Origin of the sequence: Halomonas sp. hl-4, assembly GCF_900215475.1 — a bacterium.
In the GTDB taxonomy this organism is placed as follows: domain Bacteria; phylum Pseudomonadota; class Gammaproteobacteria; order Pseudomonadales; family Halomonadaceae; genus Vreelandella.
In genome coordinates this window covers 703,038-718,821 of record NZ_LT907845.1, presented here as the reverse complement: position 1 = coordinate 718,821, position 15,784 = coordinate 703,038, and the positions used below count along the sequence as shown (strand labels likewise).

Sequence of the window (15,784 nt, the reverse complement as noted above, 5' to 3'; positions counted from 1 at the left end):
GGATTGATCGTCCATATTTTTTTAGCATAGCCGTTGGTATTTAGTGCTCTCTACACTTATTTTGCTATGCTGAAGGGTGTTGGTCAGCAACAAGTTGATATATCGACAACTTGCTTACGAACACTGGTTTGGTACCGTGGGCAATAGCTTGGCATCGAGGGAGGCCAACTTGTACGATGTTAAGCAGGCGAAAAATGGATGCTCTCGCTTTAAAAAAAGAAGCATTATATAGATTTGGTCACTAATGGCCATGTCAGCATTGGATCAAGAAGGAGTCTTGTATGAAAAAATCAACGACTGGCTTACTAATCGGTTCCGCTTTGGTAGTTGGCCTTTCCGGCTGTGCTAGCTCTGCCTCCCAGTCTTCTGGGCAAAGCCAAGCGAGCGCTAGTGGAGACCGTAGCTGGTATCAGCACCCTGCCATTTGTGGGTTGGCAGGCAGTATTATTGGCGGCAGCATCGGTTACGCAACGAGCGGTAGCTCTGATGAAGATACTGGTACGGTTGTTGGCGCAACAACGGGTGCCACAATTGGTGGTTTGCTGTGTGCGGATAAAACTCCTGAACCTGAAGAACCGCAATGTCCGAGTTTTGATGGCGACATCCCTGCAGGTGCCGCTGTTGACGCTGAAGGTTGCCCGTTAGATTCTGATGATGACGGCGTACCGGACTTCCGTGATCAGTGCCCAGGTACTCCTGCGGGTGTTGAGGTTGACGCTGACGGCTGCCCGATCGATTCAGACGAAGACGGTGTACCGGACTATCGTGATCAGTGCCCCAACACACCGGCTGGCGAAGAAGTTAACTCACTAGGTTGCCCTGAAAGCGTTGTGCTTGAAGATGTAAACTTTGAGTTTGATTCTGCCCAGTTGACTTCTGAAGCGCGTAACGTGCTTAATGGTGTTGCCGAGCGTCTGGTTAATAACCCCGATGTTCGCGTTCGCATCGAAGGCCACACCGATTCAGTTGGTTCTGCTGAGTACAATAAAGAGCTTTCTCAAGCACGTGCTGAATCCGTGACCGACTACCTCGCTACTCGTGGCGTTGAGTCAGATCGCATGATGGCTGAAGGCTTCGGTGAAGAGCAGCCAGTTGCAACCAATGACACTGATGCAGGTCGCGCTGAAAACCGTCGCGTAGAGCTGGATGAGTGGAATTAAGGTAAGCAGTTAGCGCGTTTACCTAACGGTTTACCACGCGTTAATTTAAATGAAGCGGAGGGCCTTGAGCCTTCCGCTTTTTATTTATGCTAGGGCTAACATCTGTTAGCCTTGTCGCCTGATTTAGTATTTAACTATCTTCGACATCATTGATAGCGAAATGTGATCCTTGGTATGGATCACCACTGCGCTCAAGGACAATTTGCATGCCCATTGTGACACTGCCAGACGGCAGTCAGAGAACGTTTGATGTACCGCTTTCCATTATGCAGCTGGCAGAGTCCATTGGCCCTGGTTTGGCTAAGGCCTGTGTTGCTGGAAAGATAGACGGTGTATTGGTTGATGCCGCGGACTTAATTGAGAAAGATGCCCAGGTGGCAATTCTTACTGCCCGTGACCCTGAAGGGCTGGATGTTATCCGGCACTCCTGCGCCCATTTGATTGGTCACGCAGTCAAACAACTATATCCCAATGCCAAAATGGCTATCGGGCCGGTCATCGAAGATGGTTTCTATTACGATATCGAATTTGGCAACTCAGTGTCGCCTGATGATTTGGATGCGATTGAAGCACGCATGAAAGCACTGATTGAGCATGAATATGACGTTGTTCGAGAATACGTCGATCGTGATCAAGCCATGCTGACCTTCCTGCATCGTGATGAGCCTTATAAGCAAGAGATCATTCGCGATATTCCCGAAGATGCTACCATCCGCCTGTATCATCATGAAGAATACACTGACATGTGTCGTGGCCCTCATGTGCCTAATACACGTCACCTCAAGGCATTTAAACTGACCAAGCTAGCGGGCGCTTATTGGCGCGGTGATGCCTCGAACGCCATGTTGACGCGGATTTATGGCACGGCTTGGGGAGATAAAAAGCAGCTCAAGGCCTACTTGAAGCGGTTAGAAGAAGCAGAAAAACGTGATCACCGGAAATTGGCCCGCAAAATGGACCTTTTTCACTTGCAAGAAGAAGCGCCGGGTATGGTGTTCTGGCACCCCAACGGCTGGACGATGTACCAAGCGCTGGAAGATTACATGCGCCAAATCCAGCGCGAACACGGGTATCAGGAAATAAAAACGCCCCAGGTCGTGGACCTGTCCCTGTGGAAGAAATCAGGCCACTGGGGGCACTACAATGAGCTGATGTTCACCACCGAATCTGAGAAACGGGAGTACGCGGTTAAACCGATGAACTGCCCTTGCCACGTGCAAGTCTTTAACCAAGGGCTCAAAAGCTATCGTGATTTACCACTCCGTTTGGCAGAGTTTGGTAGCTGCCACCGCAATGAACCATCTGGCTCCTTACACGGTCTGATGCGCGTACGAGGGTTTACCCAAGACGATGCGCACATTTTTTGTACCGAAAGCCAGATTCAATCTGAAGCGGAAGCCTTCATTGCGTTAACGCTGCAAGTATATAAAACGCTGGGTTTTGAGGATGTAGAGCTTAAGCTCTCGACGCGGCCTGACGATTTTCTTGGCGAAGCGGTCATGTGGGACCAAGCCGAGCAAGGGCTAGAAGCGGCACTCAATGCGACAGGGCTCGAATGGGACCTGCAGCCGGGGGAAGGGGCTTTTTATGGTCCGAAAATTGAGTTTGCGCTACGCGATTGCCTGAATCGCGTCTGGCAATGTGGTACGCTACAGCTCGACTTTAATTTGCCAGGTCGGCTCGGGGCACAATACGTTGCTGAAGACGGCTCTCGTAAAACCCCGGTGATGCTGCATCGTGCAATTTTAGGTTCCTTTGAGCGTTTCTTAGGAATTTTGATTGAGCACTATGCTGGCGCAATGCCATTATGGCTAGCGCCGCAGCAAGTCATCGTTATGACGATTACCGACGCGCAGCGTGATTACGCCCTTGCTTTAGAGCAGCGTTTGCAAAAAAATGGAATGCGTGCGAAAGCGGACTTGAGGAACGAGAAGATCGGCTTTAAAATCCGCGAACATACGTTACAGAAAATTCCCTATCTCCTGGTGGTAGGAGATAAGGAAGTCGACGCTGACTCAGTGGCCGTGCGAACTCGCAGCGGCGAAGATCTCGGCACCATGACGGTCGATGCATTTATCGAACGGTTTGGTACAGAGCGAGCAGCCCTGGCGACATCGTCAATTGCCTAAGGAGACGGAGCGATCAAGCGAAGCAATCAGCGAGGGCGCCCAGCAGACAAGCGCCCACCAATGAACGAGCGAATTACCGAAGAAGAAGTGCGTCTTATTGATAGCGACGGTGAACAGTTGGGTGTAGTGCCCACCACTGAAGCGTTAGAGCGTGCTCAGTCTTCCGGTTTTGATCTCGTGCAAATTTCGAATGCCGACCCCATCGTCTGTAAGATTATGGATTACGGCAAATTCGTTTTTGAGCAGAAAAAGCAAAAAGCGGCTCAAAAGAAAAAGCAGAAGCAAATCCAGGTTAAGGAAGTCAAATTCCGGCCTGGCACCGATGAAGGCGACTATCAGGTTAAGCTTAAAAACCTGACACGCTTTTTAGAAGGTGGTGACAAGGGTAAGGTCACATTGCGCTTCCGTGGTCGTGAAATGGCGCACCAGGATATCGGCCGTAAGCTGATGGAAAGGATTGCCGCCGACCTGGAAGAGATCGGAGCGGTGGAATCATTTCCAAAAATGGAAGGCCGCCAGATGATTATGATCCTTGCCCCGAAAAAGAAGTGATCCAACGGCGAAGTTAACGGGCTACCTTATCTGGTAGTTGGCCCTGGGTTTTCTAAAAAACATCGAGCGGAGTTTTTCTCATGCCGAAAATCAAAAGCAACAGTGGTGCTGCAAAGCGCTTTAAAAAGACCGCCAATGGCTTCAAGCACAAGCAGTCTTTTCGTAGCCACATCTTGACCAAGAAATCGACCAAGCGTAAGCGTCAGCTGCGCGGTATGAAGCAGATTCACGCGTCTGATAAAGCGCTCGTTCAGCGAATGCTGCCGAATCTGTAACGTCGAATTTTCTTATTCTGAGTGCGTTTGCCTCAGCCATAAAGTCAGGAGTGTGTTATGACTCGTGTTAAGCGTGGCGTAGTTGCCCGTCGTCGCCATAAAAAAGTATTGAAGCAGGCCAAAGGTTATTACGGTGCCCGTTCGCGCGTATTCCGTGTAGCTAAGCAGGCGGTTATCAAAGCCGGTCAGTATGCCTATCGCGACCGTCGTAATCGTAAGCGTCAGTTCCGTGCGCTGTGGATCCAGCGTATTAATGCGGCCGCACGTATTAACGGTATGTCTTATAGCCGCTTTGTTGGCGGTCTTAAGAAAGCCGGTATCGAAATCGACCGCAAGGTGCTGGCGGATCTGGCAGTTCACGAGAAAGCGGCATTTGCTGCGATCGTGGAAAAAGCCAAGGCTGCCCAATAAGCTTCACCCGGCGCTAAGCGCGCCAGAGGAAGCCACGGTCATTTTAGTGTGACCCATACAGGGGAAGAGCAGCCGCTCTTCCCCTGTTTTTATGTCACGCCCTTCAATCATAATGTGACTCGCCATCCTTAACGGGTGGAAATCGCTTAATTCGGAGTAAACAGGATGGACCACCTTCCGGCGCTGGTTTCTCAGGCGCGCGACGCCATTCAGGCTGCGCAAAATGTCGCTGCATTGGATGAAGTGCGCGTTCGCTACTTGGGCAAAAAGGGCGAAATGACGACTTTGCTTAAGGGGCTAGGCAAACTTTCCGCCGAAGAGCGTCCAGCTGCGGGTGAGCGTATTAATCGTGCCAAGCAGACGCTGGCCGGAGAGATTGACGCTAAACGTCAACAGCTTGAGCATGAAGCGCTAGGCGAACGTTTAGCGGCTGAATGCATTGATGTCACATTGCCTGGTCGCGCCCAGTCTGCAGGCGGTTTGCACCCGGTGACCCGCACATTAGAGCGGATTGAAGGGCTATTCACCCGAATCGGCTACGACGTTGCCGTAGGGCCTGAAATTGAAGATGATTACCATAATTTCGAGGCGCTAAATATTCCCGCGCACCACCCCGCTCGCGGTATGGCGGATACCTTCTATTTCGATGCGACTCGGCTATTGCGTACGCACACCTCCCCTGTGCAAGTGCGAACCATGAAAAGTACCGAGCCGCCTATCCGTATTGTCTGCCCAGGGCGTGTCTACCGCAGTGATTCAGACTTGACCCATACACCCATGTTCCACCAAGTCGAAGGACTACTGGTGGACGAGGACATCAGCTTTGCGGATTTGAAAGGCACGATCGAAGATTTCTTGCAGGCGTTTTTTGAGCGCGACGATCTATCAGTGCGCTTTCGGCCCTCTTATTTCCCTTTTACAGAGCCCTCGGCGGAAGTCGATATCCAGTGTGTCATGTGCAGCGGCTCTGGGTGCCGTGTTTGCTCGCATAGTGGTTGGTTGGAAGTGATGGGCTGCGGCATGGTGCATCCTGAAGTCTTTCGGCATTCTGGTATTGATGCAGAGCGCTTTACAGGGTTTGCATTTGGCATGGGGGCTGAACGCTTGGCGATGCTCCGTTATGGCGTGAATGACCTTCGTTTGTTCTTTGAAAACGATTTGCGTTTCTTGCGCCAATTCGCTTAAGTCCACGGCCAACCATAGGAATGAGTATGAAATTTTCAGAGCAGTGGCTGCGTGAATGGGTTTCCCCAGAACTTGGTGCTCAAGCAGTAGCCGACCAGATCACTATGGCAGGCCTGGAGGTCGACGCCATTGAGCCAGTAGCGGCCTCGTTTAGCGCAGTGGTCGTGGCCAAGGTGTTGACGAAAGAGCAGCACCCCGATGCTGATAAGCTCAACGTGTGTACGGTGGATGATGGAAGTGGTTTGCCGGTTCAAGTGGTGTGTGGGGCGCCCAATGTGGGAGTGGGGCAGAAGGTGCCTTTTGCCCAGGTAGGTGGTGTATTGCCGCACGATTTCAAAATTAAGAAAGCCAAGCTCAGAGGAGTCGAATCCCGCGGTATGATTTGTTCTGCCTCTGAGCTTGGTCTAGAGGAAGAGGCGTCCGACGGTATCCTAGAGTTACCCAGCGAAGCGCCCGTCGGCATGGATTTTCGTGAGTTTATGCGCCTCAACGATATGACCATTGAGGTAGATCTCACGCCTAACCGTGGCGACTGTCTAAGCATCAAAGGGATGGCGCGAGAAGTTGGCGTCCTCAATCGTATGGCGGTGACAGGGCCAGAAATAACGGCTGTACCTGCCACGATTGACGATACGTTTGCAGTCGACATTGAAGCAACGCAACAGTGCCCACGTTATCTTGGTCGTGTGATCAACAACGTTGACGTCACTGCTGAGACACCTCTTTGGATGGTTGAGCGATTGCGGCGCAGTGGTGTGCGCTCGATTGACCCGGTGGTTGATGTTACCAACTACGTGATGTTGGAGCTTGGGCAGCCAATGCATGCCTTTGACCGGGACAACCTTAGCGGCGGCATCGTCGTGAGGATGGCTCGCCCCGGGGAGTCGTTGACACTGCTTGATGGCCAGGAAATCGCCTTGCGTCCCGAAACGCTTGTGATTGCCGATGCGTCAGGCCCTCTTGCGATGGCGGGTATTATGGGCGGAGAGATGTCAGGCGTTAGTAAAGCAACGCGGACGATCTTCCTGGAGGCTGCTTTTTTTAGCCCGCTAGCGATTGCCGGCCAGGCCCGCTCATACGGGCTACATACCGATGCATCGCATCGCTTCGAACGCGGTGTAGACCCGCAGCTCACGCCGTTCGCGGTAGAGCGCGCCACACGGCTACTCCTGGAAATTTGCGGTGGTGAAGCAGGGCCGGTGGTGGAGGCGATAAGTGATGCCTCTATGCCGGTTTCCGGGCGGATTACACTGCGTGAAGCTCGGCTTGAAAAAGCCCTCTCAAAGCGATTGGCCAACAATGATGTGACCGATATTTTGCAGCGGCTGGGCTTTGCGGTGGCCGAAAGTGGGGGCAACTGGCTGGTCGATGTGCCCAGCTGGCGATTTGATGTGGCTATTGAAGAAGACCTTATCGAAGAAGTTGCTCGGGTTCATGGTTACAACAATTTGCCAGTGCGCCGTCCCGCCGCGCGACTCTCACTACGTGCAGCTGATGAGGCAATGCTGCCGCTAAGTCAGTTGCGTCGTCAGATGGTGGCTCAAGGCTTCCAAGAAGCAATCACCTATAGCTTTGTTGCTCCTGAACTGCAGTCCGCAATGTTGCCCGAAGCGGTGTCGCCGGTGCTGGCCAATCCTATTTCAGCAGACTTGTCGGTGATGCGCGCCAGTTTACTACCAGGGTTGGTTCGTGCGTTGGAGCACAACCTCAATCGCCAGCAAAACCGAGTGCGCCTTTTTGAAACAGGCCTAGTGTTCAATGGCGAGCTGGATGCGTTATCGCAGATACCTATGATGGGCGCGTTAGTGTGTGGCTCGCGGGACCCGGAAGGCTGGAGCGGCGCTAAAGCCCGCGTTGATTTTTACGACCTTAAAGGCGACTTGGAGAGCTTGTTAGCGCTAGGCGGGAATCGCGAAGCATGGCGGTTTGAGCCAGCTGAGCATCCTGCATTGCACCCAGGGCAAAGCGCGCAAGTGCTGTTTGAAGGCAAGTCAGCGGGTTGGATTGGCACTTTGCATCCCCAGGTGCGGGCGACGCTTGGGCTGAAAGTTGACGCCATTGTGTTCGAGGTGCGGCTGGATTACTTAAGCCAAGGGCAGGTGCCCGCTTTTGAGCCATTATCGCGCTTTCCTGAAGTGCGCCGCGACCTAGCCTTTACCATGCCCGATGACCGCCCTGTACAGGCGTTGCTGGATAGTGCTCGTGTAAAAGCGGGTGAATACCTGAAAGACATAACGCTATTTGATGTCTATGCTGGTAAAGGCGTTGCCGAAGGACGCAAGAGTATCGCGCTAGGCTTGACCTGGCAGCACCCATCGCGCACGCTTAATGATGAAGAAATCAATCAGTTGGTAGAGTCGATAGTAGCGCAGGTGCAAGCTGAGTTAGGTGCCGAGCTACGCGGCTAACAGTGCCAAGTTGCGAGCTGTTTCGTAAGCTTGGAGGCGTTGTGCTACATGGAGGAGTCCTATGGGTGCGTTGACCAAAGCAGAGCTAGCGGAGCATTTACACACCGAGCTATCATTTTCTAAGCGGGAAGCGAAGGCCATGGTCGAAGCTTTCTTCGAGGAAATTCGTGCCTGCCTGAGAGAGAACGAGCAAGTGAAGTTGTCAGGGTTTGGTAATTTTGACTTACGCGATAAGCGTGAGCGTCCAGGACGTAATCCCAAGACAGGCGAGGAAATTCCGATTTCAGCGCGCCGTGTTGTTACCTTTCGTCCCGGGCAAAAACTTAAGCAGCAGGTGGAATACTACCGAGGTCCAGCTTCATAGAAAGCTTCCTGCTAGTGCATGAGTAGCCCTGCTTACGGCCCCCGTTGACATTATTAGGTGTTATCGGGGGCTTTGCTTTTCATCCATAGTAGAAGCCTTTGAGGGTGTGTCAATTCACTGGGCCATGTTAATATTTGAGTAAATTCATCAAGTATTGATCGGCTTGCTGCCGGCAGTACATCATCTTGTTTGAGGAGTCGTAATGCCTCGGCTAAGTATACTCGTAGGCACCATGTACGGCGGAGCGTTAGATGTGGCGGAGCAGGTTAAGCCACTATTTGAACAGGCGGGGTATACGGTTGATGTCCTAGAGCAGCCCGTTTTGACTGACATCACCGACTCAACGCCGGACCTTGCGTTATTTTGCGTTTCAACGACCGGGAGCGGTGATTTTCCGGGGAACTTTGTACCTTTTGTCCGCGACCTTCAGGCTAAGAGCCCATCACTGTCGTCGCTAACCTATGGACTTATAGCGCTTGGCGATAGCTCTTACGGAGACACTTTTTGCGGAGCGGGTCGTCGTTTGGATGAGCTGCTGACTGACCATGGTGCGGTACGTTTGGGTGATCGGCTGGAAATCGATGCCATGGAAACGTTTATGGCTGACGATGCGGCTTTGCCTTGGGTGGAAGCGTGGCTTGAGTCCCAACAGCTAGCGGTGGGTGGCTAGTGCAGCGGTTACCAACTTCGGCTCAACGAGTGAGTAGCGCGCTCGGTCTGTGTGTCGTAATGCTCGCGACATTGCCTCGCTACCTGGCGGGTGGAAACGAAACACGCATGACGCTGATTTTTATGGCGCTCGTGGCTGTACTAGTCGCCACCGTTTTCCAGTGGCGTCTGTTGCCCAGTGCCGGCCGGCGGCGGCTTCCCGCTATGCTTAAGCGCCTGGCTTTCATGATGATCTTAGGCCTGATGGTGATGGGTATTTGGCATGCGTTATTCACCGATTGGATAAGCTGGCAAGTATTTATTTCGCATGCGAGTACTTTCGGACTTGTTACACACATCGTAAGTCTATGGTGGACGACAGAAAATGAGAGCGCTAAATCGTGATAAGGGCTTGTAAATTAGCAAGTATCGATGGCTGGCTGAGATAAACCTTTTTCGGTCCCAGGTCGGTGACGATTACCCCTTTTAACCAGGGTGATCCCCTTGTATTTCGCATTGATGCCCCCATCTTGCGAGCATGGCGCTTGCCACCATGCGCTAGGGTTCTTAAAATTGCCCATTGGACTTATTTTACAGCAATCAACACAACGCCCAGCCGTTAGAGGACAATTCATGCAAGTTTCCGTCGAGACGACCTCCCAGATTGAGCGCCGCATCACGATTCAAGTGCCTGCAGGCGAAATCGATGAGGCTGTCAATACTCGCTTAAAAGAAACGGCGAAGAACGTTCGCTTGAATGGTTTTCGCCAGGGGCGAGTGCCGATGGCCGTGGTTCGTCAACGTTACGGTGAAAGCGTGCGTAACGAAGTGGTTGGCGAAGTGATGCGTGAGCGCTACGTGCGTGCGATTACCGATGAAGGTTTTAACCCTGCGGGCTACCCGCAAATTGAGCCAACCGTCAACGAAGCCGGCAAAGACTTCGAGTTCGTCGCGACCATGGAGGTTTATCCCGAGGTCGAGCTTGCATCGATCGAAGGTACCGAAGTTGAGCGTCCAGTGGTTGAAGTGACTGAGGCCGACGTTGACGAAATGATCGCCACGCTTCGCAAGCAGAATGCGGCTTGGGAAGAGGTAGAAGCTGCCGCTGAAGACGGTGATCAAATCACTATCGATTTTCAGGGGTACTTGGGTGATGAACCTTTCGAAGGCGGTAGTGCAGAAGGTCACGAGCTAGTAATTGGCTCGAACAGCTTTATCCCTGGTTTTGAAGAGCAACTGATCGGCGCGAAAGCAGGCGATGATAAGACCATCAATGTGACCTTTCCCGATGATTATCAAGCCGAACATTTGGCGGGTAAAGAAGCTACCTTCAAAGTGAAAGTGCACAAAGTAAGTCGCCAGGCTTTGCCTGAGGTTGATGCTGAGTTTATCGAGCGTTTCGGCGTTGAAGGCGGCGATGAAGCCAAATTCCGTGCTGAAATCAAAAAGAATATGACCCGTGAAGCGGCTCAAGCGGTCGATAATCGCGTGAAGCAGCAAGTTTTGGATGCACTGAAAAAAGCCAATGAAATTGCTGTGCCGAGTACGTTGGTTCAGCAAGAGACTGACGGTATGAAGCGTCAGGCTGCCCAGCAGTTTGGCCTCGGTGAAGATTTCGACGTTAGCCAATTGCCCAATGAACTTTTCGAAGAGCAGGCCAAAAGTCGAGTACAGGTAGGTCTGTTGTTAGCTGAAGTTATCAAAGCGAATGAGCTGGATGCTTCGGACGAAGAGATCAAAGCAAAAGTAGAAGAGCTTGCAGAACAGTATCAGGACCCCTCTGAGGTGGTTGATTACTACATGGGCAACGATCAGATGAAAACCCAGGTAAAATCTGCCATTCTCGAAGAAAAGGCGGTTGATAAGCTGCTTGAGCAGACAGCCGTAACCGACGTTGATATGTCCTACCAGCAAGTGCTAGCAGCGGCTCAGCAACAGGCTGAGGCAGGTGAGGGTGCTGAGGAAGACGAAACAACCAGCGCTTAATATCCTGACGTAGGTGCACCCGCTGGCGGGTGCACCATGCCCTTATCGGACGCAAGGAATCACCGAAATGAGTGAGTTTGATATTCAAAACGCCGGCGGTTTAGTACCCATGGTGGTGGAGCAAAGCGCCAAAGGGGAAAGAGCCTACGATATTTATTCGCGGCTGTTGAAAGAACGCGTCATCTTTTTGGTTGGCCCCGTTGAAGACTATATGGCTAACTTGGTGGTTGCTCAGTTGCTATTTCTTGAGTCAGAAAATCCTGACAAAGATATTCATCTGTATATTAACTCCCCCGGTGGCTCGGTGACGGCGGGCATGTCGATTTATGACACCATGCAGTTTGTAAAACCTGATGTCTCGACGGTGTGTATTGGCCAAGCGGCTAGTATGGGTGCTCTACTGTTAACGGCAGGTGCCGCGGGCAAACGTTATTGCTTGCCTAATTCACGCGTGATGATTCATCAGCCGCTGGGTGGGTATCAAGGACAAGCATCAGATATCGAAATTCATACCCGTGAGATATTGGGCATCCGTGAAAAGCTGAATCAAATTCTTGCTCATCACACCGGCCAGGATCTTGACGACGTTGCTCGCGACACTGACCGCGACAACTTTATGAGTGCCAGCAAAGCCCAAGAGTACGGCTTGATTGATGCAGTGCTGGATAAGCGGCCTACATCCTGATAGCGTGATGGGATACTGCATTTCCAACGAGCTTACAAGGCGGTGTTCACCGCCGCAGTGAAAGAGGTACGCGAATGGCCGACGGCAAAGGCAAAGACGAAGGTGGCAAGCTGCTTTACTGCTCGTTTTGTGGAAAGAACCAAAACGAAGTAAGAAAGCTGATTGCGGGTCCATCCGTCTATATCTGCGATGAGTGTGTCGATCTGTGTAATGACATCATTCGCGAGGAAGTTCTCGAAGCCGATGCCGAGAGCGATGAAGAGCGTTTACCTACGCCTCGCGAAATACGTCATACGCTTGACGACTACGTTATCGGGCAAGACCGCGCCAAGATGGTGCTTTCCGTCGCGGTGTATAATCATTACAAGCGACTGAAATCTGAGGTTCGCGATGGTGATGTTGAACTAGGTAAATCCAACATTCTGCTGATTGGTCCGACCGGCAGTGGTAAAACGCTATTGGCCGAAACCATGGCACGTTTGTTGAATGTGCCATTTACGATCGCCGATGCCACCACGCTAACGGAAGCGGGCTATGTGGGTGAAGATGTTGAAAACATCATCCAGAAGCTGCTGCAAAAGTGTGATTATGACGTCGAGAAAGCAGAGCGCGGTATCGTCTACATTGACGAAATCGACAAAATTTCTCGCAAGTCTGACAACCCATCAATTACGCGTGACGTATCGGGTGAGGGCGTTCAGCAAGCGCTCTTGAAGCTGATTGAAGGCACGACAGCATCTGTTCCGCCCCAGGGTGGCCGTAAGCACCCGCAGCAGGAGTTTGTGCAAGTCAATACCGCCAACATGCTGTTTATTGTCGGTGGGGCATTTGCAGGACTTGATAAAGTCATACGTGACCGTGTTGAAAAGGGTGGTATCGGTTTCAATGCGACGGTGAAGAGCAAGGAATCCTCCCGTGGTGTCGGCGAAATGCTGGCCGATGTCGAGCCGGATGACTTGGTCAAATTTGGTCTTATTCCAGAGTTCGTCGGTCGTCTGCCGGTTATCGCCACGCTCACCGAACTTACTGAAGAAGCGCTGATAGAAATACTGACCGAGCCCAAGAACTCGTTGATCAAACAGTACGCCAAGCTGTTTGAAATGGAGAACGTAACGCTTGAGTTTCGTGATGATGCGCTTCGCGCCGTTGCTGAAAAAGCGATGGCGCGTAAGACCGGTGCTCGTGGTTTAAGGTCGATCCTGGAATCCGTATTGCTTGATACCATGTATGAAATCCCTTCTTTGGATGGTGTCAGCAAAGTGGTGATAGAAGCCTCGGTGATTGCCGGAGAAAGTGAACCGCTGTTGATTTATTCCCAGCAAGAAGAGGCGCGCGTCGACGGCACCGATGGTTAAGGCCATCGCCCAAGATTGCATAGCTTTCTATCGCTTTCACGGTTAGCGCCAGTCAAGGGGTCGCCTAGGCGGCCCCTTGTCATTCGTAGCGCAGTGCTACATGGTGCTTAGGCCGTGCTTTAAACGTAGTCAGTTCTCTTCCCAGAACTCATCTGATTTATCGAGGAACGTCTGCGATGCAGCAGAGTGCCGAACAGACACAATGTCTACCCCTATTACCATTGCGCGATGTGGTGGTTTATCCGCAGATGGTGATCCCCCTTTTTGTGGGACGTGAAAAGTCGATCCAAGCCCTTGAAGCGGCGATGGAGGCGGATAAACGCGTCCTGCTTGTAGCCCAGCGTGAGGCATCTCAAGACGAGCCTGACAACGCCGACCTTTATGCAATGGGGACGGTTGCCGACATCATGCAGCTATTAAAGCTGCCCGATGGAACAGTAAAAGTGCTGATCGAAGGCAACTATCGTGCGGATGTGCTTCGCATTGAGGAGCATGCCGATGGTTACACTCAAGCCCACCTTGCCGCCCGCGAAAGCGAACCACTGACGTCCCGAGAGCAAGAGGCACTGGTTCGCGTGCTGCTTAATCAGTTTGAGCAGTATGTAAAGCTATCCAAAAAAGTCCCCAACGAAGTGCTTAACTCGTTGTCAGGCATTGAGGATCCTAGCCGTCTGGTGGATACCATCTGTGCTCATTTGTCGCTCAAAATTGGCGATAAACAAGAGCTTTTAGAGATGGATCGCGTGCGTGATCGCATTGAACACTTGATGGCACTTATCGAGTCCGAGATTGACCTATTGCAGGTTGAGAAGCGGATTCGCTCGCGGGTCAAAGAGCAGATGGAAAAGACCCAGCGCGAGTATTATTTGAACGAGCAAATGAAAGCCATCCAAAAAGAGATGGGTGAGCTCGATAATGTACCTAATGAAACTGAAAAATATGAGCAGGCGATTGCTTCATCGGGCATGCCGAAAGACGCGGCTGATAAAGCCACCCAAGAGCTGAACAAGCTTAAGATGATGGCGGCCAACTCTGCTGAAGCAAGCGTAGTCCGGTCATATCTGGACTGGCTAATCGCGGTGCCGTGGAAAAAACGCACCCGCGTTAAGCACGATTTGCACAAAGCCCAGCAGGTGCTTGATGAAGATCACTTCGGACTAGAAGAAGTCAAAGCACGCATTTTGGAGTACTTGGCGGTACAAAAACGGGTGCGCAAGATGAAAGGCCCCGTGCTGTGTTTGGTTGGCCCGCCTGGGGTAGGTAAAACGTCATTGGGTCAATCGATTGCCAGGGCGACAAACCGTAAATACGTGCGTCTTGCCCTCGGTGGGGTGCGTGATGAATCTGAGATTCGTGGCCACCGTCGTACCTATATTGGTTCGTTGCCAGGTAAGTTAATGCAGCGAATGAGTCGGGCAGGTGTTAAAAATCCGCTGTTTCTGCTTGATGAAGTGGACAAGTTGGGTATGGATCACCGAGGTGACCCTGCGTCGGCGCTGTTAGAGGTGTTGGATCCTGAGCAGAACAACAGCTTTAGCGACCACTACCTAGAGCTTGATTATGATCTGTCAGAAACGCTATTTATCTGCACAGCGAATTCAATGAATATTCCAGGTCCTTTATTGGACCGTATGGAAATTATTCGCCTGCCTGGTTACACCGAAGACGAAAAACTGGCGATCGCCAAACGTTACCTGTTGCCTAAGCAGTTGAAGGCTAACGGCTTGAAAAAAGATGAGTTAGCGATCGAGGATGCGGCATTGCTTGAGCTCATTCGTTACTACACTCGCGAGGCGGGGGTGCGTGAATTAGAGCGCCAAATTGCCAAGGTCTGTCGTAAAGTACTGCGGGAGCATTTAGAGCCGGCCTCAAATGCCGACGAGATGCCACCGAACCTGCTGTTGGCCACCCATATTGAGCATTACGCGGGTGTGCGCCGCTATAGTTATGGGCTTGCCGAAGAAGATGATCAAGTCGGCCGCGTGACCGGGCTGGCGTGGACATCGGTAGGCGGTGAATTACTCAATATTGAATCGGTCGTAACGCCAGGTAAAGGTCGGATCAACAAAACAGGCTCTCTGGGCGATGTCATGAAAGAGTCCGTCAGCGCTGCGCAAACGGTGGTGCGTGCGCGTGCGCAGTCGTATGGTATTGATGCTGAGCGCTTCGAGAAAGAAGACCTGCATATCCACGTACCTGAGGGGGCTACGCCCAAAGATGGGCCCAGTGCCGGGATCGCAATGGTCACAGCGATAGTTTCAGCCTACACCCAGCGTCCTGTGAAGTGCCAAGTGGCGATGACAGGTGAAGTGAATCTGCGTGGAGAAGTATTACCGATTGGTGGGCTAAAGGAGAAATTGCTGGCAGCTCGCCGTGGTGGTATAAAGATAGTCTTGATTCCGGAAGAAAATCGCCGTGATCTCAAAGAGGTACCGGATAACATCAAGGACGCATTGGATATTCGTCCGGTGCGTTGGATTGATGATGTACTGGCCGTTGCGTTGGCGGATGAACCCCTTGAGGGGGCGCCGCTACCTAAAACGGATAAAGCGTTTGGTAATACTGCCGTCGCTAATACACATTAGTAACGTCGGACAACCGCTAGCATTTTTTGTATCATTGCCCA

General features: G+C 51.8%; 14 protein-coding genes. All 14 read left to right on the top strand.

All coding sequences use genetic code 11. The annotated features are described in order from the left end of the window. Positions 1–281 precede the first annotated feature (281 nt). Positions 282–1,160: an OmpA family protein gene (locus CPH17_RS03565; RefSeq protein WP_074396283.1), complete on the top strand. Its 879-nt coding sequence runs from the start codon at positions 282–284 to the stop codon at positions 1,158–1,160. Positions 1,161–1,366: 206 nt separating this feature from the next. Further along, a complete protein-coding gene (thrS, locus tag CPH17_RS03560) occupies positions 1,367–3,289 on the top strand; it encodes a threonine--tRNA ligase (RefSeq protein WP_074396284.1) in 1,923 nt (640 codons plus the stop codon). A 60-nt stretch (positions 3,290–3,349) separates the two neighbouring features. After that, complete coding sequence (gene infC / locus CPH17_RS03555; protein ID WP_156524103.1) at positions 3,350–3,841, top strand: translation initiation factor IF-3; 492 nt, start codon at positions 3,350–3,352, stop codon at positions 3,839–3,841. An 80-nt stretch (positions 3,842–3,921) separates the two neighbouring features. After that, positions 3,922–4,116: a 50S ribosomal protein L35 gene (gene rpmI / locus CPH17_RS03550; protein ID WP_074396286.1), complete on the top strand. Its 195-nt coding sequence runs from the start codon at positions 3,922–3,924 to the stop codon at positions 4,114–4,116. Between the two features lie 57 nt (positions 4,117–4,173). Next, positions 4,174–4,527: a 50S ribosomal protein L20 gene (gene rplT, locus CPH17_RS03545; RefSeq protein WP_018916261.1), complete on the top strand. Its 354-nt coding sequence runs from the start codon at positions 4,174–4,176 to the stop codon at positions 4,525–4,527. A 165-nt stretch (positions 4,528–4,692) separates the two neighbouring features. After that, entirely contained in the window at positions 4,693–5,712 is a 1,020-nt protein-coding gene (pheS, locus tag CPH17_RS03540) for a phenylalanine--tRNA ligase subunit alpha (protein WP_074396287.1), read from the top strand. A gap of 26 nt (positions 5,713–5,738) precedes the next feature. Beyond that, entirely contained in the window at positions 5,739–8,120 is a 2,382-nt protein-coding gene (gene pheT, locus CPH17_RS03535; RefSeq protein ID WP_096298273.1) for a phenylalanine--tRNA ligase subunit beta, read from the top strand. 61 nt (positions 8,121–8,181) lie between these two features. Further along, positions 8,182–8,484 (top strand): integration host factor subunit alpha, encoded by a 303-nt coding sequence (locus CPH17_RS03530; RefSeq protein WP_074396289.1) that lies wholly within the window; start codon positions 8,182–8,184, stop codon positions 8,482–8,484. Positions 8,485–8,686: 202 nt separating this feature from the next. After that, positions 8,687–9,154 carry a flavodoxin domain-containing protein gene (locus tag CPH17_RS03525; RefSeq protein WP_074396290.1) on the top strand — a complete coding sequence of 156 codons (468 nt, stop codon included), beginning with the start codon at positions 8,687–8,689 and terminating at the stop codon, positions 9,152–9,154. Positions 9,155–9,261: 107 nt separating this feature from the next. After that, positions 9,262–9,537, top strand: a complete 276-nt coding sequence (locus CPH17_RS03520; protein WP_331712948.1) for a hypothetical protein — start codon at positions 9,262–9,264, stop codon at positions 9,535–9,537. Between the two features lie 228 nt (positions 9,538–9,765). Then, a complete protein-coding gene (gene tig, locus CPH17_RS03515; RefSeq protein ID WP_074396292.1) occupies positions 9,766–11,118 on the top strand; it encodes a trigger factor in 1,353 nt (450 codons plus the stop codon). A gap of 67 nt (positions 11,119–11,185) precedes the next feature. Then, positions 11,186–11,803, top strand: a complete 618-nt coding sequence (gene clpP, locus CPH17_RS03510) for an ATP-dependent Clp endopeptidase proteolytic subunit ClpP (RefSeq protein ID WP_074396293.1) — start codon at positions 11,186–11,188, stop codon at positions 11,801–11,803. Positions 11,804–11,877: 74 nt separating this feature from the next. Then, the gene (clpX, locus tag CPH17_RS03505; protein ID WP_074396294.1) at positions 11,878–13,158 is read left to right on the top strand and encodes an ATP-dependent Clp protease ATP-binding subunit ClpX; all 1,281 of its coding nucleotides are present in this window, start codon (positions 11,878–11,880) and stop codon (positions 13,156–13,158) included. A gap of 176 nt (positions 13,159–13,334) precedes the next feature. Beyond that, a complete protein-coding gene (gene lon / locus CPH17_RS03500) occupies positions 13,335–15,743 on the top strand; it encodes an endopeptidase La (protein ID WP_074396295.1) in 2,409 nt (802 codons plus the stop codon). Positions 15,744–15,784 lie beyond the last annotated feature (41 nt).

Bases quoted from the DNA above. Each gene is read 5' to 3' on its own strand.
- CPH17_RS03565 (WP_074396283.1), top strand. From the start codon at position 282: ATGAAAAAATCAACGACTGGCTTACTAATCGGTTCCGCTTTGGTAGTT.
- thrS (WP_074396284.1), top strand. From the start codon at position 1,367: ATGCCCATTGTGACACTGCCAGACGGCAGTCAGAGAACGTTTGATGTA.
- infC (WP_156524103.1), top strand. From the start codon at position 3,350: ATGAACGAGCGAATTACCGAAGAAGAAGTGCGTCTTATTGATAGCGAC.
- rpmI (WP_074396286.1), top strand. From the start codon at position 3,922: ATGCCGAAAATCAAAAGCAACAGTGGTGCTGCAAAGCGCTTTAAAAAG.
- rplT (WP_018916261.1), top strand. From the start codon at position 4,174: ATGACTCGTGTTAAGCGTGGCGTAGTTGCCCGTCGTCGCCATAAAAAA.
- pheS (WP_074396287.1), top strand. From the start codon at position 4,693: ATGGACCACCTTCCGGCGCTGGTTTCTCAGGCGCGCGACGCCATTCAG.
- pheT (WP_096298273.1), top strand. From the start codon at position 5,739: ATGAAATTTTCAGAGCAGTGGCTGCGTGAATGGGTTTCCCCAGAACTT.
- CPH17_RS03530 (WP_074396289.1), top strand. From the start codon at position 8,182: ATGGGTGCGTTGACCAAAGCAGAGCTAGCGGAGCATTTACACACCGAG.
- CPH17_RS03525 (WP_074396290.1), top strand. From the start codon at position 8,687: ATGCCTCGGCTAAGTATACTCGTAGGCACCATGTACGGCGGAGCGTTA.
- CPH17_RS03520 (WP_331712948.1), top strand. From the start codon at position 9,262: ATGACGCTGATTTTTATGGCGCTCGTGGCTGTACTAGTCGCCACCGTT.
- tig (WP_074396292.1), top strand. From the start codon at position 9,766: ATGCAAGTTTCCGTCGAGACGACCTCCCAGATTGAGCGCCGCATCACG.
- clpP (WP_074396293.1), top strand. From the start codon at position 11,186: ATGAGTGAGTTTGATATTCAAAACGCCGGCGGTTTAGTACCCATGGTG.
- clpX (WP_074396294.1), top strand. From the start codon at position 11,878: ATGGCCGACGGCAAAGGCAAAGACGAAGGTGGCAAGCTGCTTTACTGC.
- lon (WP_074396295.1), top strand. From the start codon at position 13,335: ATGCAGCAGAGTGCCGAACAGACACAATGTCTACCCCTATTACCATTG.